At 70.6% G+C, this 22,240-nt stretch carries 23 protein-coding genes; 5 read left to right on the top strand and 18 right to left on the bottom strand.

Annotation, left to right across the window (positions count from 1 at the left end):
* Positions 1–9: 9 nt before the first annotated feature.
* The 4 genes from OG331_RS09635 to OG331_RS09620 all read right to left on the bottom strand — a co-directional run bounded on the left by OG331_RS09635 (position 10) and on the right by OG331_RS09620 (position 4,069).
* Positions 10–1,677 carry a LuxR C-terminal-related transcriptional regulator gene (locus OG331_RS09635; protein ID WP_406193973.1) on the bottom strand — a complete coding sequence of 556 codons (1,668 nt, stop codon included), beginning with the start codon at positions 1,675–1,677 and terminating at the stop codon, positions 10–12.
* A 94-nt stretch (positions 1,678–1,771) separates the two neighbouring features.
* On the bottom strand, positions 1,772–1,942 hold the full coding sequence (gene rpmF / locus OG331_RS09630) for a 50S ribosomal protein L32 (protein WP_406193971.1): 171 nt from the start codon (positions 1,940–1,942) through the stop codon (positions 1,772–1,774).
* A 106-nt stretch (positions 1,943–2,048) separates the two neighbouring features.
* On the bottom strand, positions 2,049–3,653 hold the full coding sequence (locus OG331_RS09625; protein ID WP_406193969.1) for a cation acetate symporter: 1,605 nt from the start codon (positions 3,651–3,653) through the stop codon (positions 2,049–2,051).
* On the bottom strand, positions 3,647–4,069 hold the full coding sequence (locus tag OG331_RS09620) for a DUF485 domain-containing protein (protein WP_406193967.1): 423 nt from the start codon (positions 4,067–4,069) through the stop codon (positions 3,647–3,649). Before OG331_RS09620 ends, OG331_RS09625 begins: the two co-directional genes overlap by 7 nt.
* 281 nt (positions 4,070–4,350) lie before the next feature.
* On the opposite strand from OG331_RS09620, the gene OG331_RS09615 reads away from it, so the two are divergent.
* Positions 4,351–4,842, top strand: coding sequence for a hypothetical protein (locus OG331_RS09615; protein WP_406193965.1), 492 nt, complete (start codon positions 4,351–4,353; stop codon positions 4,840–4,842).
* Positions 4,843–4,860: 18 nt separating this feature from the next.
* Here OG331_RS09615 and OG331_RS09610 read toward each other — a convergent pair whose 3' ends face one another.
* The 5 genes from OG331_RS09610 to egtA all read right to left on the bottom strand — a co-directional run bounded on the left by OG331_RS09610 (position 4,861) and on the right by egtA (position 9,516).
* Positions 4,861–5,076 carry a dodecin gene (locus OG331_RS09610; RefSeq protein ID WP_328877705.1) on the bottom strand — a complete coding sequence of 72 codons (216 nt, stop codon included), beginning with the start codon at positions 5,074–5,076 and terminating at the stop codon, positions 4,861–4,863.
* Between the two features lie 66 nt (positions 5,077–5,142).
* Complete coding sequence (gene egtD, locus OG331_RS09605) at positions 5,143–6,105, bottom strand: L-histidine N(alpha)-methyltransferase (protein WP_406193963.1); 963 nt, start codon at positions 6,103–6,105, stop codon at positions 5,143–5,145.
* On the bottom strand, positions 6,102–6,896 hold the full coding sequence (gene egtC / locus OG331_RS09600; protein WP_406193961.1) for an ergothioneine biosynthesis protein EgtC: 795 nt from the start codon (positions 6,894–6,896) through the stop codon (positions 6,102–6,104). The genes egtD and egtC overlap by 4 nt, the downstream gene beginning before the upstream one ends.
* The gene (gene egtB / locus OG331_RS09595) at positions 6,896–8,215 is read right to left on the bottom strand and encodes an ergothioneine biosynthesis protein EgtB (RefSeq protein WP_406193959.1); all 1,320 of its coding nucleotides are present in this window, start codon (positions 8,213–8,215) and stop codon (positions 6,896–6,898) included. The genes egtC and egtB overlap by 1 nt, the downstream gene beginning before the upstream one ends.
* Positions 8,212–9,516, bottom strand: coding sequence for an ergothioneine biosynthesis glutamate--cysteine ligase EgtA (gene egtA / locus OG331_RS09590; protein ID WP_406193957.1), 1,305 nt, complete (start codon positions 9,514–9,516; stop codon positions 8,212–8,214). Before egtA ends, egtB begins: the two co-directional genes overlap by 4 nt.
* 309 nt (positions 9,517–9,825) lie before the next feature.
* Between egtA and OG331_RS09585 the strand changes: the two genes are divergently transcribed.
* Positions 9,826–10,656, top strand: a complete 831-nt coding sequence (locus OG331_RS09585) for a TIGR02452 family protein (RefSeq protein WP_406193955.1) — start codon at positions 9,826–9,828, stop codon at positions 10,654–10,656.
* A gap of 3 nt (positions 10,657–10,659) precedes the next feature.
* On the opposite strand, the gene OG331_RS09580 is transcribed toward OG331_RS09585, so the two are convergent.
* From OG331_RS09580 to OG331_RS09565, 4 genes are all read right to left on the bottom strand, one after another.
* A complete protein-coding gene (locus tag OG331_RS09580) occupies positions 10,660–11,106 on the bottom strand; it encodes a type II toxin-antitoxin system PemK/MazF family toxin (protein WP_406193953.1) in 447 nt (148 codons plus the stop codon).
* Positions 11,107–11,182: 76 nt separating this feature from the next.
* Positions 11,183–12,565, bottom strand: a complete 1,383-nt coding sequence (locus OG331_RS09575) for an SPFH domain-containing protein (protein ID WP_406193951.1) — start codon at positions 12,563–12,565, stop codon at positions 11,183–11,185.
* Positions 12,566–12,620: 55 nt separating this feature from the next.
* The gene (locus OG331_RS09570) at positions 12,621–12,839 is read right to left on the bottom strand and encodes a hypothetical protein (protein WP_406193949.1); all 219 of its coding nucleotides are present in this window, start codon (positions 12,837–12,839) and stop codon (positions 12,621–12,623) included.
* Between the two features lie 26 nt (positions 12,840–12,865).
* Positions 12,866–14,290: an amidase gene (locus OG331_RS09565; RefSeq protein WP_406193947.1), complete on the bottom strand. Its 1,425-nt coding sequence runs from the start codon at positions 14,288–14,290 to the stop codon at positions 12,866–12,868.
* A gap of 281 nt (positions 14,291–14,571) precedes the next feature.
* Here OG331_RS09565 and OG331_RS09560 point away from each other — a divergent pair, with 281 nt between their 5' ends.
* Complete coding sequence (locus tag OG331_RS09560; RefSeq protein WP_406193945.1) at positions 14,572–15,960, top strand: glycoside hydrolase family 43 protein; 1,389 nt, start codon at positions 14,572–14,574, stop codon at positions 15,958–15,960.
* Between the two features lie 331 nt (positions 15,961–16,291).
* Here the strand turns inward: OG331_RS09560 and OG331_RS09555 are convergent, their stop codons facing one another.
* The gene (locus OG331_RS09555; RefSeq protein ID WP_406193943.1) at positions 16,292–16,669 is read right to left on the bottom strand and encodes an STAS domain-containing protein; all 378 of its coding nucleotides are present in this window, start codon (positions 16,667–16,669) and stop codon (positions 16,292–16,294) included.
* A gap of 170 nt (positions 16,670–16,839) precedes the next feature.
* Between OG331_RS09555 and OG331_RS09550 the strand changes: the two genes are divergently transcribed.
* Positions 16,840–17,316 carry an ATP-binding protein gene (locus OG331_RS09550; RefSeq protein WP_406209876.1) on the top strand — a complete coding sequence of 159 codons (477 nt, stop codon included), beginning with the start codon at positions 16,840–16,842 and terminating at the stop codon, positions 17,314–17,316.
* 346 nt (positions 17,317–17,662) lie between these two features.
* Here OG331_RS09550 and OG331_RS09545 read toward each other — a convergent pair whose 3' ends face one another.
* Positions 17,663–18,028, bottom strand: coding sequence for a hypothetical protein (locus tag OG331_RS09545; RefSeq protein ID WP_406193941.1), 366 nt, complete (start codon positions 18,026–18,028; stop codon positions 17,663–17,665).
* Between the two features lie 249 nt (positions 18,029–18,277).
* The gene (locus tag OG331_RS09540) at positions 18,278–18,943 is read right to left on the bottom strand and encodes an HAD family hydrolase (RefSeq protein ID WP_406193939.1); all 666 of its coding nucleotides are present in this window, start codon (positions 18,941–18,943) and stop codon (positions 18,278–18,280) included.
* A gap of 275 nt (positions 18,944–19,218) precedes the next feature.
* Here OG331_RS09540 and OG331_RS09535 point away from each other — a divergent pair, with 275 nt between their 5' ends.
* The gene (locus tag OG331_RS09535) at positions 19,219–20,676 is read left to right on the top strand and encodes a DUF1996 domain-containing protein (RefSeq protein WP_406193937.1); all 1,458 of its coding nucleotides are present in this window, start codon (positions 19,219–19,221) and stop codon (positions 20,674–20,676) included.
* Between the two features lie 13 nt (positions 20,677–20,689).
* Here OG331_RS09535 and OG331_RS09530 read toward each other — a convergent pair whose 3' ends face one another.
* Together OG331_RS09530 and OG331_RS09525 are read right to left on the bottom strand one after the other, a co-directional pair.
* Complete coding sequence (locus tag OG331_RS09530; protein WP_406193935.1) at positions 20,690–21,445, bottom strand: RNA polymerase subunit sigma; 756 nt, start codon at positions 21,443–21,445, stop codon at positions 20,690–20,692.
* Positions 21,446–21,486: 41 nt separating this feature from the next.
* Complete coding sequence (locus OG331_RS09525; RefSeq protein WP_406193933.1) at positions 21,487–22,233, bottom strand: SDR family oxidoreductase; 747 nt, start codon at positions 22,231–22,233, stop codon at positions 21,487–21,489.
* Positions 22,234–22,240: the final 7 nt, after the last annotated feature.

Genomic DNA, 22,240 nt, shown 5'->3' with positions numbered 1-22,240 from the left:
CCCATACGGTCACGCGATGCCGTGCCGGTACGCGTACCCCGTCGCCGCCGCCCGCGAGGACACGTCGAGCTTGGCGAAGATGTTGTTCAGATGCCGGGCGACGGTGTGCTCGCTGATCACCAGTTCCGCCGCGACGGCCCGGTTCGTGCGGCCCGCCGCGACCAGCCGCAGCACCTGGATCTCCCGCTCGGTGAGCCCACCGGGCCGCCCCGGGCGCACATCGGCGAGCAGAGCGGCCGCCCGGAGCGCGTCCGGTACGGCGCCGAGCTGCCGGAACACCTGCTCGGCCGCCCGCAGTTCCATCCGGGCCCCCTCACCGTCCCCGGCGGCCCGGTCGGCGGCGGCCAGGGTCATCCGCACCTGGGCGGCCTCGTACGGCACCCGCAGCTCCAGCCAGAGCGTCAGCGCCCGGCGCAGCCGGGGCAGCGCCCGGTCGAGGTCTCGGGCCACGAAGGCCACCGCGCCGGACGCCGTGGCGGCGCTCGCGTGCAGGAGAGTCGTCTGCGAACCGCACCGCCGCTGCCAGTCGCGGGCCAGGGAGCCCAGCTCCTCGGCTGCCGTGCGTGCCTCGGCCGTGCGGCCCAGGGCCAGGCACACCTCCACCTGGGCGGCCAGCAGTCTGCTCCGTGTGAGACCGCCCGCCTCGACTGTGCCCGCAAGCCGCAGGGCGGCAGCTGCGGCGTCGGCCTTGCCCTGGGCCTGCCGCAGCAGGGCGAGGCCGGGCTGCGGGTCGCGGCCGAGCTCATGGGCGCGGCCGTACGACCGCTCGGCCGCCGCGAGCTCGCCGCGCCTGCGGTGGATCTGGCCGGTCAGGTAGACCGCCTCGGCGGCCATCCGCCCCTCGTACGGCAGCAGTTCCTCGCAGGTCCGCTCGGCCTCGGCCAGCGCTTCGTCCCAGCTGCCCCGCAGCTCCAGCACCTCGACCCGGTGCACCCGGCACAGTCCCCGGAAGTTGTTCTCGGCCGGCATCGCCGCGCACCACCGCATGGCCGCGTCGGTCCATTCGGCGGCGCGGCCCAGGTCGACGCAGGCCATGGACTGCTGCAGGCCCAGGCAGTAGACCCAGCCGGTGAAGAAGGAGCTGAGCTCACCCGCCATGGCCGAGCACATCGCCTCGTCCAGCAGATCGAGCCCCTCGCGGACGCGCCCCTGGGCCACCAGCACACCCGCCTGCGCCTGGACGCCCATGGCGAGCAGATCCGGACTGCCGCGGCGCCGCGCGATCCCTGCCATGCGCCGGGCGGCAGCCATCGCCTCGTCGAACGCACCGCGCCGCTGAGCATCCTCCGCGTCGACCCAGGCGAGGTAGCACTGCTCGACACACTCCGGCTCACCGCCCAGGTGCCGCCGGGCCCGGCCCAGCCAGCCGGCGGCCACGGCCGTACGTCCCGCCAGTTGGTGCTCGTAGAACAGCAGCCACGCCGAGTGGCCCGCCTGCCGGGCGGCCCCCGCCGTGACATATCCGGAGTAGGCCCGCGTCCGCCCGGCGATCGACTCGTCGACACGGCCCGTCCACCAGGCGGCGTCGGCGAACGCGGCGCAGTCGTCGGGGGTGAGCCGGCCGGCGTCCAAGCTGCTCAGCAACCGGTGCGCCTCGGCCCACGCCTCACGCGCGGCGGCATCCCTGGCCCGCCGCAACGTGTCCGCGGCCGCCCTGTCCATCGTCCGCTCGGTCACCCGCGGCTCCCTTCTCGCGCTCTGCGAGCAGGACCGGCCCTCCACCAGAATAGGCAGGACGGCGGCGGGGGAGTCGGCCTACGGCCACCCCGGGTCAGCCCTCGGGGCGCAGCAGCCCGCGCTCGTAGGCCTTCACCAGGTGCTGGGGCACGAGGTGGCTGACGCCCGCGATGGTGACGGGCACGAGCTGCGGCGTGTTCGCCTTCCACCGGGCGCGGCGGTGGCGGGTGTTGCTGCGGGACATCTTCCGCTTGGGGACAGCCATGACGGACCTCCTCGGTGGGTGAACACTGAGGAGGCTATATGAAAATGAATCCCATTAACAATTGCGTCTGTCGGTCATGCCCGCGCAGGGGCGCTGCTGCTCGGAGTCACTCCTTGGCGCCCACCAGCATCCGCACCTCGAACTCCTCGTAGGCGGCGTCGTCCCGGGGCTGTCGGCGGTCGCTCAGCACCGTGCCGAGCCAGCCGAGGAAGAAGCCCGCCGGGATGGAGACGATGCCGGGGTTCTGGAGCGGGAACCAGGCGAAGTCCGAGTCCGGGTAGAAGGAGCCGGGCCTGGCGGAGACCACCGGGGAGAACAGCACCAGCAGGACCGAGCACACCAGGCCGCCCCAGAGGCTGAGCAGCGCCCCCTGGCCCGTGAAGCGGCGCCAGAAGAGGGTGTACACGATCGTCGGCAGGATCGCGGACGCCGCCATCGCGAAGGCGAGGAAGGCGAGCGTCGCTGTGTTGGCGCCCCAGGAGACGAGGGCGAGCATCATGGCGAGGACGCCGATGACGGCCGCGGACAACCGGGCGACCATCAGCTCCTCGGTCTCGCTCGCGCGCCCCTTGCGGATCACCTCGCCGTACAGGTCGTGGGCGAGGGACGAGGCGGCGGCGAGGGTGAGGCCGGCCGCGACCGCGAGCAGCGTGACGAACGCGAGGCAGGACAGCAGCGCGGTGAGGATGCCGCCGCCCAGGGCGTTGGCGAGGAGAAGGACGGCGGAGTCGCCCTTGTGGTCCGTCTCCGCGATGGTCTCCCGGCCGACGATGGCGGTGGCGCCGAGGCCGAGGATGCCGGCCGCGAGGCAGACCAGGCCGACCAGGCCCACCGCCCATACGACGGAGGAACGCAGTACGTCGATCCTGCGCGGCGCGAGCAGGCGCATCAGCACGTGAGGGAGCGCGGCGAGGCCCAGGACGATCGCCAGTTCCAGGCTGAAGAAGTCGAGCTTGCTGGTGGTGCTGACGCCGTAGCGCAGTCCGGGTTCGAGGAACTGGGTGCCGGTGCCGCTGTGGCTCGCGGCGGCGGACAGCAGGGCGCCCGGGTTCCAGTCGTAGTGGTTGAGCACCATGACGGCGGTGACCGTCACGCCCGCCACCAGCATCACCGCCTTGATGATCTGGATGACGGTGGCGCCGGGCGCGCCGCCGATCGCGGCGTACACGATGACGACCGTGCCGATCACGATCACGCACAGGGTCCGTGTCGCGGCGCCGGGTTCGCCCGTGAACTGGGTCAACAGGGCGATGCTGCCCACGAGTTGGGCAACCAGGTAGAGCGTCGCGATGGCGAGGGTGCACATCGCGACGGCGATCCTGACCGGGCGTTGCATCCGGGGCAGCCGCAGGGCCAGCGTGTCACCCAGGGTGAACTTGCCCGCGCGACGCAGGGGTTCGGCGATGAGGAGCAGCACCATCATCCAGGCGACGACGGTGCCGCCGAGGTACAGCAGGCCGTCGTAGCCGTTGAGCGCGACCAGTCCGGTGCTGCCGAGCAGGGTCGCGGCCGACACGTAGTCGCCGCACATCGCGAGGCCGTTGCGCAGCGGGGACATGGTGCGGTTGCCGAGGTAGAACTCGCTGATCTCGTCGCGCTGAGGGGCTGTCAGCAGCGCCATGAACAGCGTGACCACGACCACCGTCAGGAAGAGCACGAACGTCAGGTTGAGGCTGAACCTGTCGACGATGCCTGCGGACACGGTCACCACGTGCGGTGCCCCCCGGCCTCGCCGTGGGGCGCTGCGGCGCGGGGTGATCCGAGCTCCTGCTGCCGCAGTCGCGAGGCCAGGCCACGGGCCAGCGGGTCGACCCGGGTGCGCATGTGCCGTACATAGCACCAGGCCGTCACGCCCATCACGACGAACTGGCCGAGACCCAGCGCGAGGCCGAGGGTGAGGTGGCCGGTCAGACGCTGGTTCATCAGGCCGGGAGCGGCGTCCGACAGCAGTACGTACAGCAGGAATCCGCCGACCGACAGGATCGTCGCGCGCACGCCGAACCTGCGCTGGGCGCGGCGGAGGGAGTGGAATTCGGCGTCTTCGGATATGCGTTTGTACGGTAGGGGACCATTAACCGGAGAATTGGATGTGAGGGAATTGTCGTGCCATGGTGAAAACTCGGGCACAGGCGCACCTTCTTCGCTGCGGCATGCCGAACACACTGGGGGCGTGCGGGCCTGATGGGGACGGGTGGCGGTTGGCGAAAGCCGGAAGCCGGAGTATGACAGCGCTCTCTTTGAGCAATCAACCGGCGATGTGAATTGCCGCCCCGCTGTGGCGCATTCGCCCCTCTTGTTTTTCCGGCGATCATGTGAAGCGCGCGGATAACGGCTTTCGGTGAATTAGTCCGGACCATGCCTTCGGGTCGGACTGTTTCACATCAGGGCCCCGGATTAGAGTGACGGACGTGACCGACAGCAACGACCGCCCCCTCGCCGTGTTCGACCTGGACAACACCCTCGCCGACACGGCACACCGCCAGCACTTCCTGGAGCGCAAGCCGCGTGACTGGGACGGCTTCTTCGCCGCCGCCCCGCACGACCCGCCCCTCGCGGAAGGTGTCGCGCTGGCTCGGGAGAGCGCGCAGGAGTGCGAGGTCCGCTATCTGACCGGGCGGCCCGAGCGCTGCCGGCGGGACACACTCGACTGGCTCGCCGCGCACGGGCTGCCCGAGGGGCGCGTGTACATGCGGCGCAACGACGACCGGCGGCCCGCCCGGCGCACCAAGCTGGAGATCCTGCGCCGCCTCGCCCGGACCCACGAGATCCGGGTCCTGGTGGACGACGACGAGCTGGTCTGCGAGGACGCCGAACGGGCCGGATTCACCGTCGTACGGGCACGCTGGTCCGCCCCCTCCGCGGCGCTGAAGGTGGCGCAGGAGCGGGAGGGGCGGACCTGAGGAGAGGCGCCGGGCCCGCTACCCGGCCTCGTCCAGACGGAAGCCGACCTTCATGGTCACCTGCCAGTGCGCGATCTGCCCGTCGTCGAGCTGGCCGCGCACCTCGGTCACCTCGAACCAGTCCAGGTTGCGCAGGGTCTGCGAGGCACGCTCGATGCCGTTGCGGATGGCCTGGTCCACGCCCTCCGGCGAGGTGCCGACGATATCCGTGACCCGGTAGGTGTGGTTCGACATGTGGGTGCTCCTCTCACACGCGTCACTCCACGGTGCCCCAAGGAGGGGCATCGCGCGAGCCGTCCGTCACCGCGCCACGCTGAGTGACAGCGCGAAGCGACCCTCGCCGTCCGTCCACCAGTGCGCCAGCTCCAGCCCGGCGGCCGAGAGTTCCGCGCGGACACCCTCCTTCCGGAACTTCGCCGACACCTCGGTGCGCATGTCCTCGCCCGCCGCGAAGTGGACGGCGAGGTCCAGCGCGGGCACCTTCACCGTCTGCGCCGCACGGGAACGCAGCCGCATCTCGATCCACTCGTGGTCCGCGTCCCACACGGCGACGTGGTCGAAGGCGGCCGGATCGAAGTCGGCGCCCAACTCGCGGTCGATCACCGCCAGGACGTTCTTGTTGAACGCGGCCGTCACCCCGGCCGCGTCGTCGTACGCCTCGACCAGGACCCTCTCGTCCTTGACCAGATCCGTGCCGAGCAGCAGCGCGTCACCGGGGGAGAGCAGGGACCGCGCCGACGCCAGGAACGCGGCACGCTCGGCCGGCAGCAGATTGCCGATCGTGCCGCCGAGGAACGCCACCAGCCGGGGCCCCGGCGTGTCCGGCAGCGCCAGCCCGCCGGTGAAGTCGGCGATCAGCGCGTGCACGTCCAGCTCCGGGCGTTCCTCGATGAGGGCATGCCCGGCCAGGGTGAGCGCGCTCTCGCTGACGTCGACGGGCACGTAGGTGTGCAGTCCCGTCAGCGCGTCGATCAGGTACCGCGTCTTCTCCGAGGAGCCGGAACCCAGTTCGACCAGCGTGCGGGCGCCGGTGGCCGCGGCGATCTCGCCGGCCCGGTCGACGAGGATCTCTCGCTCGGCGCGCGTCGGGTAGTACTCGGGCAACTCGGTGATCTTCTCGAACAGTTCGCTGCCCTGCGCGTCGTAGAACCACTTCGGCGGCAGCGTCTTGGGCGTGCTCGTCAGGCCCTTGAGGACGTCGGCTCGCAGGGCGGCGTCGGTGGCGTCCTCGGGCAGGGTGCGGGTGAGAAGGAACGGACTCACGTGCGGGGCTCCTTCGGTGGTGCGGAGGGGTGCAGGGGGCCGCTCGGATCCTTGAGCGGGGTGAGCAGCACGTCGGTGCCGCTCGCCACGAGGAGGGTCCGGTCGGGGACCTCCTGCCAGTGCGGATCGTCGTCGTACGGCTCGGAGGCCACGACGGTGCCGCCGCCGGGCCGGGTCAGATGGAAGAGGGTGTCGCCCCAGGCGGTCGCGGCGATGGTCTCGCCGTTGCCGAGCAGCAGGTTGAGCCGGGAACCGGGGGCCGCCTCGGCGACCTCCAGGACCGTGTCGGCCAGCGCCTGCCCCTCGTCGTCGCCGCCGCGCAACCGCGCCAGGACCAGCGCCCATACGAGCGCCGAGTCGTTGCGGGCCTCCATGGACAGCACGTCCACCGCGGGCAGGGTCGGGACGAGCGACGCGAGCGAGCCCGGCCAGCCCTTCACCGCGCCGTTGTGGCTGAACAGCCAGGGACCCGCGGCGAACGGCGCCGCCGCGGCCTCCTGATCGGCGCCCGGCAGCGTCGCGTCCCGCACGGCGGCCAGCAGCGCGCCGCTGCGTACGACCCGGGCCAGATCGGCGAAGGACGGATCCGCCCAGATGGGCCCGGCCCGGCGGTACCGCGCCGGCACCGGGTCGCCCGCCGCGTACCAACCGACCCCGAAACCATCGGCGTTGACGGTCCCGTACCGCTGCCGCCGAGGCGCCCACGACTGGCGGTACAGGCCGTGTGGGGGTTCCACCAGGAGTGTGCCGAGCGGCTCCTCGGGGCCCAGATAGGCCAGGTGACGGCACATCAGGTGTCCCCCGCGGACCGGGCCGTGCGGAACCCGGAGAAGATCTGCCGACGGATCGGATAGTCCCAGTTGCGGAAGGTGCCCCGGCAGGCGACCGCGTCCACGGCGAACGCACCGCCGCGCAGCACCTTGTACTCCGGCCCGAAGAACACCTCCGAGTACTCCTTGTACGGGAACGCCTGGAAGCCCGGGTACGGCAGGAAGTCGCTCGCCGTCCACTCCCACACATCACCGATCAACTGCCGTACGCCGAGGGGAGATTCGCCCTCCGGATAGCTGCCGGCCGGCGCGGGGCGCAGATGCCGCTGACCGAGGTTGGCGTGCTCCGGTCCGGGATCGTCGTCGCCCCACGGGTAGCGCATCGAGCGGTTCCCGGCCGGGTCGTGGCGGGCGGCCTTCTCCCACTCGGCCTCGGTGGGCAGCCGGCGCCCGGCCCAGCGGGCGTAGGCGTCCGCCTCGTACCAGCACACGTGCAGGACGGGCTCGTCGGGCGGTACCACCTCGGTGACGCCGAAGCGGCGGCGGAGCCACTGCTTGCCGTCCCGGCGCCAGAACAGCGGCGCGTGGATCGAGTTCCCGCGGATGTGCGCCCAGCCCTCCGGCGTCCACCAGCGGTCGTCGTCGTAGCCGCCGTCCTCGATGAACGCCTTGTACGCGGCGTTCGTCACCGGTGTGGTGTCGATGTAGAACGGCGGCACCTCGCGCCGGTGCGCCGGGCGTTCGTTGTCCAGCGCCCACGGCTCGGTCGAGGTGCCCATCGTGAACGGGCCGCCGGGGACCAGGACTTCCGACGGTCCCGTCAGCAGGGGCGCCGGTTCCGGGTCGGGGGCCGTCAGGGCCTGCGGGCCCCTGCGGAGCTGATGGGTGATCAGCATCGTCTCGTCGTGCTGCTGCTCGTGCTGCGCGATCATTCCGAAGGCGAATGCCGCCTCGGTCAGCCGCGTCCCGTGGAACGCGGTGCTCTCCAGCAGGTCCAGGACCCGTCCGCGCACCTCGGAGGCGTAGTGACGGGCCTCGGTCGGCGGCAGCAGCGGCAGGGTGGGGCGGGCGGCGCGAGGGTGCTCGAAGGCGTCGTAGATGCCGTCGATCTCGGGCCGCATCGCCTCCCGCCCGGCGACCGTCCGGAGCAGCCACTGCTCCTCCTGGTTGCCGATGTGCGCGAGGTCCCACACCAGGGGGGACATCAGCGGCGAATGCTGGGCGGTGAGGTCGGGGTCCTCGACGCAGGAGGTCAACAGGGTCGTCCGGGCACGGGCGGTGGTGAGGGTGGTCAGTGCCCGCTCGCGGAGCGTGTCGGCGTCGTGGGCGGGGTCGGTCATGTCCGGTTGTCCTTCCCGTGCAGGGTGCGGTCCGTGCCGTAGAGCTCGTCCAGCAGGTCGTCGGCGGGGCAGCGGCCCTTGCTGACATAGCGGTCCCGGTACGCCGCGACGGTGTCCGTGACCTCGGTCGTGGCCCCCAAACGGGGCAGGGCCTCCAGCGCCGCCGCGAAGCAGGTGTCCGCCACCTCCTGCAACTCCGGGTCGGCGAGGCCCGAGCGGGCCGCGTCGAGCCACAGCGGATTGTGCGGGGCGGGCAGCGACATGCCGCGCTCGGCCAGCGGCTTCACCGCGCGGTAGGCGGTCTCGGCGGCCTCGGGGTCGTCGAAGAGCGCCGTGGCCACGGCGAGCGGCACGATCCACCCGTCCTCGCCCGGCTGTGCGTCGATCATGCGCAGTTCCAGATGGCCCCGCGGTCTGACCGGCGGGAACAGTGTCGTCAGGTGATAGTCGAGGTCCTCCTGCGTCGGTGGCCTCGGCGCTCCCGACCTGGTCCACTCCCGGAACGTCAGCCCGTCCGGGACGTCCCACGGGCCGCCGTCCCGCCGTACGCACATCACCGGCGCGTCCAGGACGTGCCGCGCCCAGGCGACCCGCGGGTCGCCGTTCAGCGGAGGTGCGCCCGCGCGGCCCGGGCCTATCTCCATCCACAGCAACTGCCGGGTGGAGAGCCAGCCCGTGGGCTCGTTCCCGGCCAGTGGGGAGTTGGCGAACGCGGCGACCAGAACCGCGCCCAGCTGGTGTGCCAGCCACCAGCGCCTTCCGTGCCCGAGCGGGCCGGGCTCCTCGTATCCGGAGTCCAGGCACACCTGCACGGAAGCCGAGGTGCACATCATGGCGCGGCCTGCCGGGCCCGCCCGGTCCAGGTACGCCTCCATGGCGTCATAGCGCGGCTGGCGCAGGAAACGGCGGGGTGAGTGCCAGGGATCATTGCCCATGCCGACCAGACCGAGGCTGTGCTCGCGCAGCACCGCGCGGGCGGCGTCGAGGTCGGCGGAGACGGTACCGATGCACTCCATCAGCGAGGCGGCGGGCGGGGAGCTCAGCTCCAGCTGACCGCCGGGTTCGACGGTGAGCGCCGACCTCAGGGGCACGGTCCGTAGTGCGGCGTAGGCCGCTTCGAGTCGTTCGGGTGTCACGGGGAGCTGCGGGCTGTGCAGCTCATGGACGAGCCATTCCACTTCGACCCCGAGGGCGCGGGGCGGGCCCGTCTTGAAGCAGATGCCCCGGACCAGGGCCTCCACCTCGGCTTCGGTGACTGCGGAGCGCGGCTGCTCCGTACAGTCGCTCACCGAATCTGACATGTCGTGGATCCTCCTGAGAGTCCAGATGCCACCCGGCCCGGATCTTGTGGGCGGGCCGGCACACTCGTCCCACCCAAGACCCTCGCGTCGCTTCGCACAAGGGCGCGAACCGGCACGTTCCGGGTGCGTAATCTTTGCTCTCCGGGCGTTGGCGGGGGCTTTCCCCAGCGTTCTCGGTCAGCTGTCGGCCCGGGAAATTCTGTTGCACCGCATGACCAGCATCGCTCAGGATGCCTGCATGAGCACGACGGGGGAGATCGCGTGCAGCCGACGCGGTCGCACGGTCATGGCGCGCACGGGGGTGGCGCCATGAGCGCGCGCCTGCGCGGCATCGCGCAGCAGACGCAAGAGATCGTGGCGGCGGGGAGGTACCGCGCGCCGGACGGCAGCGAGGTGTCCCTCGCGCCGGCGATCGAGGCGGCGCGGGACGGCACCCGGATGTACGGGCCGGACCCGGTGCTGGTGCCGGTGCGGCAGGGCCCTGAATGGGAGACGTTCTTCGAGGTCACGGGCGAGAGCAGCCTGGAGGCGGCCCGTCGCCTCGGGACCGGGACGGCCGTACTGAACTTCGCCTCGGCCCGCAACCCCGGCGGCGGCTATCTGAACGGCGCCCAGGCCCAGGAGGAAGCCCTGTGCCGCGCCTCGGCGCTGTACACCAGCCTGCTCGGCGCCCGCGCGTTCTACGACCACCATCGGGCCCACCGCGACCCGTTCTACACCGACCGTGTCATCCACTCACCCGGCGTGCCCGTCTTCCGCGACGACCGCGGCAGCCTGCTGGACGCCCCGTACCGGGCGTGCTTCCTGACGGCCGCCGCACCGAACGCGGGCGTCATCCGGCGTACGGCCCCGCAGCGCACGGCCGAGTTGCCGGGCGCCCTTGCGACCCGGGCCGAGCGGGTGCTGGAGACGGCCCTGGTGCACGGGTACCGGCGCCTGGTGCTCGGCGCCTGGGGCTGCGGGGTGTTCCAGAACGACCCGGTGCAGGTGGCAGGCGCTTTCCGGGGGGTGCTCACGCCCGGCGGGCGGTTCGCCGGGGCCTTCGAGCACGTGGTGTTCGGCATCCTGGACCGCACGCCGGACAGCCCGGTGCGAGCCGCGTTCGTCCGGGCGTTCCTCGAGGGGCAGCTCCGGCGGTAGCGCTCAGGTCCAGCCGTAGCGCTCGTGCAGCCGGTGCCTGACCAGGTTGAACCGCCCGCGGTCCAGGGCGCACGCCTCCCGGCGCATGCCCTGTTCATGCAGGCGGAGGATGCGGTCCACGTCGACCCAGGAGTCGCGCCCCGTCCGGTCCCACGGCCCGCTGCCGATGGCGACCCACTCACGGTCCCCGTCGTGCCGCTTGCTGGACAACTGCACCGCGAGGAACGTCCCGCCGGGCTCCCGGGCCACCACGAGCACCGGCCGGTCCTTGCCCCGCCCGTCGTTCTCCTCGAAGGGCACCCAGGTCCAGACGATCTCCCCGGGGTCGGGGTCGCCGTCGTGCGCGGGGGAGTACTCGGTGCGCACCTTGCCGACCGTGCGGGGATCGGCCTCGGTCGTGGCGGAGGGGCCGAACCGGCCCGGGACGTTCTCATCGGTGGAGATGCTCACGGGGGCACCCTAGAGGCTGCCCCCGCGAGCACGTCCGCCGGGTCACTTCTCGCGCCCGGTCACCTCTCGCACCGGGTCACTTCTCGTCCATCGGCACCTTCTGGGCGAGCCCGTTGAGCGAAGAACCCTCCTTCGGCACCTGCCCGTTCTGGTTCATCGACGCGAGCAGCCGGCGGGCCAGCCCCAGTCCCGTACCGCCCATGGTGAGCGCCTTGGCGAACATGTCCGCCATGCCGTCGGCGCCGTTGAGCAGCACCATGTTGTCGACGCTGCCGAAGGCGGACGCGCCGGCCCGGACGATCTCCGGCCAGTTCTCGGCGAGTTGCTGCGCGACCACGGCCTCCTGGTTCTCGGCGAGGGCGGCGGCCCGGGCCTTGATGGCCTCCGCCTCCGCGAGCCCCTTGGCCTTGGCCGCTTCGGCCTGCGCGAGGCCCTTGGCCTGTGCGGCGGCGGCCTCCGCCTCGCCGGTGGCGCGAGTCGCCGCGGCTGTCGCCGTGCCGCGCGCCTCGGTCGCCTCGGCCTCGGCGCCGGCAGCCGTCTTGACCCGGGTCGCCTCGGCGGCGGCTGCCAGCTCCGTCTCCTTCGCCTTGGCCTGCGCCGCCGAGATCCGCGCGTCGCGCTCGGCCTCGGCCAGGGTGCGCTTCTCGTAGGCCTGCGCGTCGGCGGGTTTGCGGACATCGGCCTGGAGCTGCTGCTCCCGGCGGTGCGCCTCCAGTTCGGCGACCCGGGTCTCCTGGACCACGACCTCCTGCTGGGCCGCCGCGTCGGCGAGCGGACCGGCCTGCCGGGCCTTGGCGCCCGCCTTGTCGCGCTCGGCCTGGTAGCCGGCCTGGAGGATCTCGCTGTCCCGGGTCGCCTCGGCCATCCGCGCGTAACTCTGCTGCTCCGCCTCGGTGGCGAGCCGGTTCGCCTCGGCCTGCGCGATCCGCGCGTCCCGCTGCACGGCCGCCGCGTGCGGCATGGCCAGGTTCTGGATGTACCCGGTGGGGTCCTCGATCTCGTGGATCTGCAGCGAGTCGACGATGAGCCCGAGCTTCTCCATCTCGGTACCGCACGCAGCCCGCGTCTGCCCGGTGAGCTTCTCCCGGTCGCGGATCATGTCCTCCACGGTCAACCCGCCCACGATGGACCGCAGATGACCGGCGAAGACGTTGTGCACCCGCTCCGACATCAGCTTCTGCTGGTCCAGGAAACGACGGGCCGCGTTGGCGATCGACACGAAGTCGTCGCCCACCTTGAAGATGACCACGCCCCGCACCTTCAGCGGAATGCCCTGGTGCGTCACACAGTCCACCTGCAACTCGGTCTCGTTCGCAAGGCCCTCGGTGCGGTGCTTGGAACCGGAGATGACCAGTGCCTCGTTGGGTTCGGCGACCCGCCACATCATCTTGAACAGACCGATCAGAACGAGGACGGCAGCTACCGCCACCTCCGCAACGACGCCGACAGCCATCGGCATACGCATCCTTGCCGCAACCTTGACGCAGACGGCTCTCACCTGCGAAGGAGCGGGCTCAACTGTCGTATGCAGCCTGGACGTAGACGGTCCGCGGCGGCTGGTACTCCACCACCATCACCACCGTGCCGCGTTCGATACGGTCGCTGCCGGTGGCCGGATGGGCGAGGAAGTGCTCGGCGCCGCCGCGCACCCGCACGATCACCTCGCCGACGAGCCCGGGTCCCACCGTGCCGGTGACCCGCCCCATGAGCCCGACCATCGACGCATCGCCCATCGTCACAGGGTAGGGCCTGCGTCCCCTCAGACGACCGGGGCGGGAACGGTCTCGCCCTGCTGCGGCGGCCACAGCTCGTGCCAGCGCAGCTCCGCCTCCAACTGCGCGGCCAGCGAGATCAGCAGGGGCTCGCTGTTCGCCGGCCCGAGCAACTGGGCGCCGACGGGCAGACCGTCCACGAACCCGGCCGGGACGTTCACGCCGGGCCAGCCCAGCACGTTCCACGGCCAGGCATAGGGACAGGCGGCGATCATCGCCCGGTCGGTGGCGAAACCGCCGAGTTCGAGCATCGCACCGATGCGGGGCGGGGGAGCGGCCGTTGTGGGCGCGAGGACCACGTCGTACGACTCGTAGAACGCGCCGATACGACGGTGCAGCACCGCCTCCGCGCGCCGGGCCGCCCGCAGCGGGACCCCGCCGAGGAGCCGGCCCAGCCGGGCGGCGTCCCGGGTGCGCCGGTCGAGCAGCGCGGGGAAGGGCGCCGCGCTCGCCCACTCGGCGATACCTACCGTCGCCCGCGGGATGAAGGTCAGCCCGATCTGGCCGTACGGCGGATCGGCCTCCTCGACGAAGTGCCCCAACGCGCCCAGTTTCTCGGCGAGTCGGACGACCCTGGCCCGTACCTCCGGCTGCAGCCGGGCGGGCAGAGCGGTGAACGGCGGCTTCAGGGAGAGCGCGATGCGCAGCCGTCCGGGTTCGCGGCCGACCGCCTCCGAGGCGTCCACCGCGGGCGGGCGGTGCGGGTCGAGGTCGTGGTTGCCGGCCGCGGCGTCCAGCAGGAGGGCCGCGTCGGCCACCGTACGGGCGAGGGTGCCGTTGACGGTGATGCCCTGGAAGGACTCGCCGCGCGGCCAGGTGGAGACACGTCCGCGCTGCGGCTTGATGCCGATCAGATGCGTCCACGATGCCGGGATCCGCACCGAGCCGGCGCCGTCCGAGCCGAGCGCGGCGGGCACCAGACCGGCGGCCACGGCGGCCGCCGAACCACCGGACGAGCCCCCCGGCGTGTGGTCCGAGTGCCACGGGTTGCGGGTCGCGCCGAAGGCCGGCCCCTCGGTGAACGGCCACTGCCCCAGCTCGCAGGTGTTCGTCTTGCCCACGATCACCGCCCCGGCCGCGCGCAGCCGCCGTACCGCCTCACCGTCCTCGGCGACCGGAGGGAACTCGCCGCAACAGCCGAACGCGGTCGGTTCGCCCGCCACGTCCATGTCGTCCTTCACCGCGACCGGTACGCCCAGCAGCGGGCGACGTCCGCCGGCGGCGAGTTCCGCGTCGGCGGCCTGCGCCTCGGCGAGGGCGGCCTCGGCCCGGACCACCCGGAAGGCGTTCAGGGACCCCTGGGTCGCCTCGATCCGCGCGAGCGCCTCCGCGACGAGCGCCTGCGACGTCACCTCCCCGTCGGCCAGCGCACGGGCGGACTCTGCGAGGCCTACGGCACGGTCGGGTGTCATACGGGCACCTCCGGGACGACGTTGTCTACCGAACAGTAACCTCCGCGGCCCGCGGGTGGAACGACTTCGGAAACGGGGGGAGTCCGATTGGGGGAGCGCCGCCGGAGCACAGGCTTCCCACAGGCATCTCCCGCTTCGTGCGCCAAGCATTGACGAGGCCTGGTCCCACCTCTACCGTCTGATCGCCTCACCGAACTGCGTTCGAGATGCCGAACGCATGGGGTCGTGTGAGCCCCTGAACCCGTGAACCCGTGAACCCCTGAACGTCATGGAGAGCCGCCGTGACCCCACCGCCCCCCAGACCGTCCCGCCGCACCCTGCTGCGCGCGATGGCCGTCCTGCCCGCCTCGGCCCTCGTGCTGGGTGAAGCGCCCGGACTGCTCGGTACCGCCCTGGCCGCCGCACCGCCGAGCGGATCGGCCACCCGGTACACGATCGTGCCGTTCCTGAACAGCGACGACGGGACCGTGAACGTCTACCAGTCGGACGACGCCACCGACTTCCGCCTGGCGAAGGCCTCCGCCTACACGCCGCCGAGCAACCGCATCCGCGACGCGAGCATCTTCAAGCACACCAACGGCTACTACTACGTCACCTACACGACTCACACCTGGCAGGACACCAGCACCACCATCGGCTTCGCCCGCAGCGCCGACCGGGTCAACTGGACGTTCCTGTACGACTACACGATCCCGATCGCGGGCCTCTCCCGCGCGTGGGCGCCGGAGTGGTTCGTCGACAGCGACGGCAGCGTGAACGTCATCGTGTCCTGCTCGACCGCCAACGACGAGTGGATCTTCACGCCGTATCTGCTGAGGGCCACGAACTCCGGTCTCACGGCGTGGAGTTCACCGGTGGCGCTGTCCGGTATCGGCGCGAACCACATCGACACGTTCATCGTGAAGCTCGGCTCGACCTACCACGCCTTCACCAAGAACGAGACGACGAAGTACATCGAGTACGCCACGGCGTCGAGCCTCACCGGCCCGTACACGATCTCCCGCACCGGCGACTGGGCCGGCTGGGGCAGCTACCGCGAGGGCCCCGCACTCGTCCAGCTCGACAACGGCGGCTGGCGGCTCTTCTTCGACGGCTACGGCGACGGCACGTACTACTACAGCGACAGCTACGACACCTTCGCGACCTGGTCGGCCCCGGCCGCCCTGCCCGCCGTCTCCGGAACGGCCCGCCACTTCACGGTCATCAAGGAGACCGTCTCGGGCGGCCCGGCCCTGGCGAAGAACGTCACCCGTTCCTTCCAGTCGGCCAACTACACCACCCGCTACTGGCAGGCACAGTCCTCCCTGCTCAACATCCCGGTGGTCAGCGGCTCCAGCACGGCCGCCGAGAAGCAGTCATCGACCTTCACGGTGGTGCCCGGCCTCGCCGACGCGAACGGCTACTCCTTCCGTGACTCGTCCGGCAAGTACCTCCGCCACTGGGACTTCCGAGCCCGCTTCGACACCAACGACGGCACATCGACGTTCGCGAGAGACGCCACGTTCGTCGCCCGCACGGGCACATCGAGCGGCTCGCTGCGCTTCGAGTCGTACAACTACCCCGGGTACTACCTGCGCCACTACAGCTATCAGCTGCGGGTGGAACGGGCGGACGGGACGGAGCTGTTCCGGCAGGACAGCTCGTTCGTGCCGGTGACTGCCTGGGCTTGACCTGCACACCTGCTGACCTGGGCAATCGTGCTGGCGGTTGCGGAGTACTTCCCTCCAGTTCCAGGGGTTCCGCAGGAGTTCCCGTTCCCGGCCGAGTGTGCACCGGTTGTGCACTCGGCCGGGGAGTGCGGCCCACTCTCGTGATGTTCGCAGCGCGGTCGCCCGCCAGGAACACGACCAGATCCGCGATCTCCGAGGCCCGGGAAAGCGCACTGTCCCTGCCGGGAGTGAGCGCCACTGGGAGGGAGCGCACGTCTTCCGAGCGCCGCGCTTTGTCTGCGGCCATGCCTACCCCGGCATCGGGCGCGAGGCCGGACAGGGTGGGCGGTTGTCAGCGGTTGAGGGCTTGGTCGAGGGTTTCGTGGGAGTCGATGAAGGTGTGGAGGCCGACGAGTCGGATCGTGCGCTGCACGGGTTCGGCGAGGGCGGCCAGGCGCAGCCAGCCGCCGGCCTCGGCGAGAGCCTTGTGGGCGGTGATGAAGATGTTGATGCCGGTGGAGTCCATGAAGCTGACTTCGCTCATGTCGACTACGACACGCGGGCCGGGAGGAGTGGTCACCTCCAGGGCCTGCTGCAGCGGTTCACCGGTGTGCTGATCGACCTCCCCTGCGACGGTCACCACGCGTATGCCGCCGTCGACCGCGGCAACGACCGACAGTTGGCCCAGTTGCCCAGCCCGTCCGGTACCCGTCCATTCGTCATCAGCCATGTCGGTGATCCTGGCATGCCCAGGTCCTCGCCCCAAGTGCTGCCCGCATCATAGGGATCAACCCGATGGGCAGTGGAGCCGGCAAGGCGCTTTCGGCGTCACCGTATGCGGGGGAGTCAATCGTGCGGGGGTGGGTAGGCGCGGCGTGTGAACGGGGAGCGATGGCAGTGATGAGGGAAGCGGGGCCGCTGGGCGAGGACGGCAGGGCCGGGGCCGGGTGTTCACGCTTGCAGACCACGGTGGCCCTGGAGGGAGACGGCACAACGATTGCTCAAGCCCGTCATCTTGCTGCCGACTTCCTGAGGCGCACTCAGAGCAGACACGGGGTTGCGGTCTCGCAGCGCGGTATGGACCTCACGCAGCTGGTCGTCAGTGAGCTGGTCACCAACGCCCGCAAGTACGCTCCGGGCCCCGTGCTGATGCACTTGCGGATTGACGGCGACGTGGTCGAAGTAGAGGTGTGGGACTCCGACCCGGTCCTGCCGGTGGCCCGGGCCGCCGATGTCGGCAGGGTCGGACAGCACGGTTTGGAGATCGTTCTGGCCGTCGCCCAGGGCTTCGAGGCCCAGCGAGAGCCGGTCGGTAAACGCATCACGGCCAGCATCGCCCTGCTCGACGATGACGCCCCCGGGGGCCGGCCCGAGTAGGTCGTAGGGGCCGTCTGTGCGGGTTCCCTGGCAGGGCGGAGATGACGTGGTGTGCTGGGCCAGGGCTTTGAGCAGTTCCATCAGCAGGGCCTTGTGAAGTGGGGCGCCTTGGGTGTGCTTGAGGATGTGTTCTGCGACGGCGGACAGTTTGATGTTGGTGTGCGTGACACAACGCGTGCGTTCTCCAGGCCCGCGGGCCGCAGGACACCCCGGGGCTTGGCTCCGAACCCCGCTTCGCGCGATGCGCTCATGACAGGTCGACGGTCGGGTGTGGGTCGGTGCGGTCATCGGCGGTCGTGCTCGCGCACGGGGCGCGGTCGCCTGCTCGGCCCACCACATGGGTGAGCTACCCGTCGAGGAATTGGTGTCTGGTGTCGGCCGGCGAGGTGAAGAGCCGGCCGTCGCGGACCTGCCATTCGCTCGTTCCGTCGACTTCGTGGCTGACGAGGAATAGACCTTGGACGAGGTCTCCGTCGTCGTCGGAAGCGGGGATCCGAGCAATCTCCTTGATCTGATCAATGAACCAGTCCAGGGCCGACGCACGGATGTCAGCCCCGTAGAAGATGTAGTGGGTCCAGTTGGTGTGCTGGCGCGGTGAGCCCCACCCGTTGGAGTAGTGGTTGTCTTCATGAGACGAGATGACCTTGCGGACGGCGGCGAGTTGTGTCTCGTCGCACTCCAGCCATCCTCTGATCGACACGTAAACGCCCATGAGGCGTCCTCTCTTGTCTTCAGTTCTGACGTGACAACCATCGGCTGATGTCGGCTGCGTAACAGCGCGGTTGAGCGGGTTTCCGCGAGGCGAATGCCGAGCTTGCGGAGTCGCTCGCCGGGAGATCGTTGCCGGCCGGTGTGCCGGCCGAACGTGGCACAGGTCGTGCGGCCGGACCAACACACCACACTTGAAAGGCAGGTGAAGGCAACGGGCAGCAAACACCGGCGGGTTCGGCCGTGCGCGGCGTCATCGGCGATGCGCCTGCAGCCCGGACGCGAAGGCCAGGATGTGCGGGACCGCCGCACGGAGGCTTTCGAAGTGACGGTGCACGCCCTCCACCGCGACAGCGGCGTTCACTCCCCACACGGTCATGCCGGCCCGTAGACCGGACTGCACTCCGGACGGGGCGTCCTCGATGACCAGGCAGTCTCCCGGCTCGGCACCCAGCCGCGCAGCGGCCCGCAGATACGGATCGGGAGAGGGTTTGCCCTCCTCAACAGCGGCCGCGTCCACGATCACGCCCGGCATCGGCAAGCCCGTCCGCTGGAAACGGCCGCGTACCCGGTGCTCGTAGTTCGAGGTCACCAGTGCCCAGGACGCCGACGGCAGGCCGTGCAGGAGCTCCGACGCACCGTCGAAGGCCGCGTAGACGCCGGACCGGACGTCGTCGTCCTCCAGCTCGTGCAGCGCTGCCAGACACTCGTGCGGATCTCGGTCAGGACAGACCCGCGCGAACGTCTCCACCGGCCGCGTCCGCAGGGCCACTTGGTACACCTCGTCCGCATCCAGCCCGTACCGCTTCGCCCACACCCGCCACACCTGACGCTGGTTGCTCACCGCGTCCATCAACGTGCCGTCCACATCGAACAGGACGTACCGCGAACGGCTGGACGGGGCAGATTCACTGGTCACATGCCGATCATGCCAGGCACCGACCAGGTGCCGGTGAGTGCGTGGAGCTGAGGTCGAAGTCGGACAGGGAAGACTGTGACCTGGACGGGGTCGACCAGACCGGCGGCCACCACCGTTGTCGGCATGCTCCTCATCCGGTTGACCTACGGATCACCCACCCCGGACTGGATCGCGAGTTCTTACGAGAAACTGACGCGACAACCGAACTCCCCCTTCACATCAGCCCCATGGACAACTCTGGTGGCGGTCCCACCACGAGAGTTCGGAGGAAGTCCATGCGGCGCAACGCACGAAAACGAACGAAGAGCACGAGCGGCAAGGTCATTGCCGCCCTGGCGGCCCTCACGCTCGGAGGGGGCGGGCTGGTGGTCGTGAACGTGTACGCCTCCGCCCATGAGACGTCCGGCGGCAACACCGTCAAACGGTCTTCTCAGGGCGGAGCGGGCCAAGCCGTGGCCCCGCAGGCCTCGACCATCGACTGCCCCGACGTCGGCAGCCGGCTGGAGCAGACCCCGGCCGGGGCCAGGGCACAGGTCGACAAGGAACTCGCCCTGCTGGACAGCCAGATCTCCGAGGCGTACCAGAAGCTGCGGAGTTCGGGCCGGGCGATGGCGCAGGACAGCGGCTTCGCGAACAACGCCGTCCTCGGCCCCCTCAAGGACAAGCGGGCCGCGACGATCGAGCGGATCGCCGCCGCCATGGACAGGGTGGGGGAGAGGCCGCAGGGTCTTGAGTCAATGGCCGCCTGTACGTTGCGCGATTCCGGCAGCGGCCAGGAGCAGGGCCAGGGGGAGTCCGGCGCCGGTGGTCAGGAAGGCAATGGTCCCGTCGCCGCCGACTTCGTCGACATCACCAAGGTCCGGCCCAACGTGACAGTGCCCCGCAAGTCGCGCAACGCGTCCAGGGGAACCTTCACCACCCGGTGCGGTGTGAACGAGAACAAGCTCTACAACTCCGACAACGTCATCGTCGCGCCCGGTGTGGACAACGGTGCTCATCACACCCACGACTACGTCGGCAACCAGGCCAACGACGCGTTCGCCGACAACCAGGACTTCGCGAACGGCGAGACGACCTGCCGGAACCAGGGCGACAAGTCGTCGTACTACTGGCCGGTCCTCCGGCTGCAGGACGGCACCGAGGAGTTCGACGCCGGGCAACAGGGCGGCGGCGCCGAGGGCAACACCGGCAGGATCCTCACCGCGTCGCAGGTGACCCTGGACTACGTGGGGAACGCGCGGGGCAAGGTCGTGGCCATGCCCAAGTTCCTGCGGATCATCACCGGTGACGCCAAGGCGTTCACCAACGGCACCGCGAACGCCAACGCGGCGTGGAGCTGCACAGGCTTCGAGAACCGTCAGCTGACGGACCAGTACCCGATCTGTCCCGAGGGCAGCCGCCTGGTCCGGACGTCGAAGTTCCAGAGCTGCTGGGACGGCCGGAACGTGGACAGCGCCAACCACCGCACCCACGTCGCCTACGCCGATCCGCGCACGGGCGTTTGCCCGAGCGGCTTCCGGGCCATTCCGCAGCTCGTGCAGCGCCTGGTCTACGACGTGAACGCGCCCAGCCTGAACGACGACGGCAGCTCCAGCCCGTTCTACGCGGTGGACGGTTTCCCCGAGCAGATGCACAAGCCGGTCACGGACCACGGCGACTTCGTCAACGTCTTCGACGAGCGGCTGATGAACCAGATGGTCCGGTGCATCAACACCGCCCGCCAGTGCCGGTGATGTTGACGGCCCGTCAGGTGCCGGGTGAGGGGCGGTTCCAGGTGCGGAGCTTGTCGGGGTTGAGGGTGCCCCACACCTGGACGACGTGAGGGCCGGCGACGTCGAGGCTGATGACGGCGGCCACGTGAGGGCCGTAGCGCACCACCAGACCGGTCCGTCCGTTGACGGGGCGGGGGTGCAAGGTGGTTCGTGGATGTCGGGCCAGCAGGGTCAGCAGGGTGCGGGCCACGTGGGTATTGCCGTGTACCGGATCGATCAGGGTCCGCACCTTGCCGCCACCGTCGAAGAAGGCCGTGGCATCGGCCGCGAGGAGGGACGTCAGGAGCCCCTCGTCGTGCGTCACGCAGGCCAGATGCACCGCACGTGCAACCGTGTCGTGCTGCCGGGCCGACGTGGGACGCGCGTGCCGGGCCCGCAGACTGTGCCTGGCCAGGGCGGCCGGTTCGGCACCCTGCGGTTCGGCACCACGCGATCCGGCACCACGCGAGTCGGTCCGGCGCACGAGATCGGCGACCGCACCGGCCCTGTCCAGTTCGGGCAGGGCCGGCCACGTCAGGCAGATACTCCCGGCGACGCCCGCCAGCCACGACCGCGGCGCCGTGATCCGTGCCCGGACCTGCTCCGGCAGTTCGAACCACCGTCGGTAGGTCTCGTCGATGACGTTCTCCGCCGCACGGCTGCTGCCGAGCATCCAGTACGCGACATGCAGCAGATGCCGCCGTTCGTCGAGCAACTCCGCGATCGGGACCGCGTCATCCGTACCCGCCATACGGCATCTCCCGGGCAGGGGCCACGTAGCAGGAGCAGGACCTACTGCTGCTTCGCGAGCCAGTCGGGCAGCCTGGTCCCGGCGAGGTGTGCGTCCGGACCCGGCAGGAGCGTGGTTTCCTCCAACTCGGCGCCGGCGTACGGGGCGTGCGGGTCGGTGACGACCGTGCGGGGGTCGTTCTGGGCGGCGAGCGTCTCGCGGATGAGCTCGTCGAGCTGGAACACGTCGGGGCCCGCGACCTCCACCGTGCCGTTGACGGGATCGCCGACCGCGGTACGGCCGACGGCCGCCGCCACGTCGTCGGAGTAGATCGGCTGGAACTTGGCGGGGGCCAGCCGCACCGTGTCGCCCTCGGTCGAGATGTCCGCAATCCCCTTGATGAACTCGAAGAACTGGGTGGCGTGGACGAGGGAGTAGGGCATGCCGGACGCCTTGATCAGCTCTTCCTGGGCCTGCTTGGCCCGGAAGTACCCGCTCTCCTGGAGGCGGTCGGTGCCGACCACGGACAGGGCGACGTGGTGGGTCACGCCGGCCTCGGCCTCCGCGTTGAGCAGGTTTTCCGTGGAGGTGCGGAAGAACTTCATGACGGCGTCGTCCTCCCACGAAGGGGAGTTGGACACGTCGACCACGACCGACGCGTCCTTCAGGACCTCGGCGAGGCCCTCGCCCGTCAGCGTGTTGACGCCGGTGTTCGGCGCGGCTGCGACCGCCTCGTGCCCGTGCTCCTCGAGCTTGCCGACGAGCTTCGACCCGATGAGCCCGGTTCCACCGATCACTACGACCTTCATGGTGCTT

Origin of the sequence: Streptomyces sp. NBC_01017, from assembly GCF_045162795.1 — a bacterium.
Taxonomy (GTDB): domain Bacteria; phylum Actinomycetota; class Actinomycetes; order Streptomycetales; family Streptomycetaceae; genus Streptomyces; species Streptomyces machairae.
Note: the sequence above shows the minus strand (reverse complement) of the source record. Positions and strands in the feature narration are given on the sequence as shown.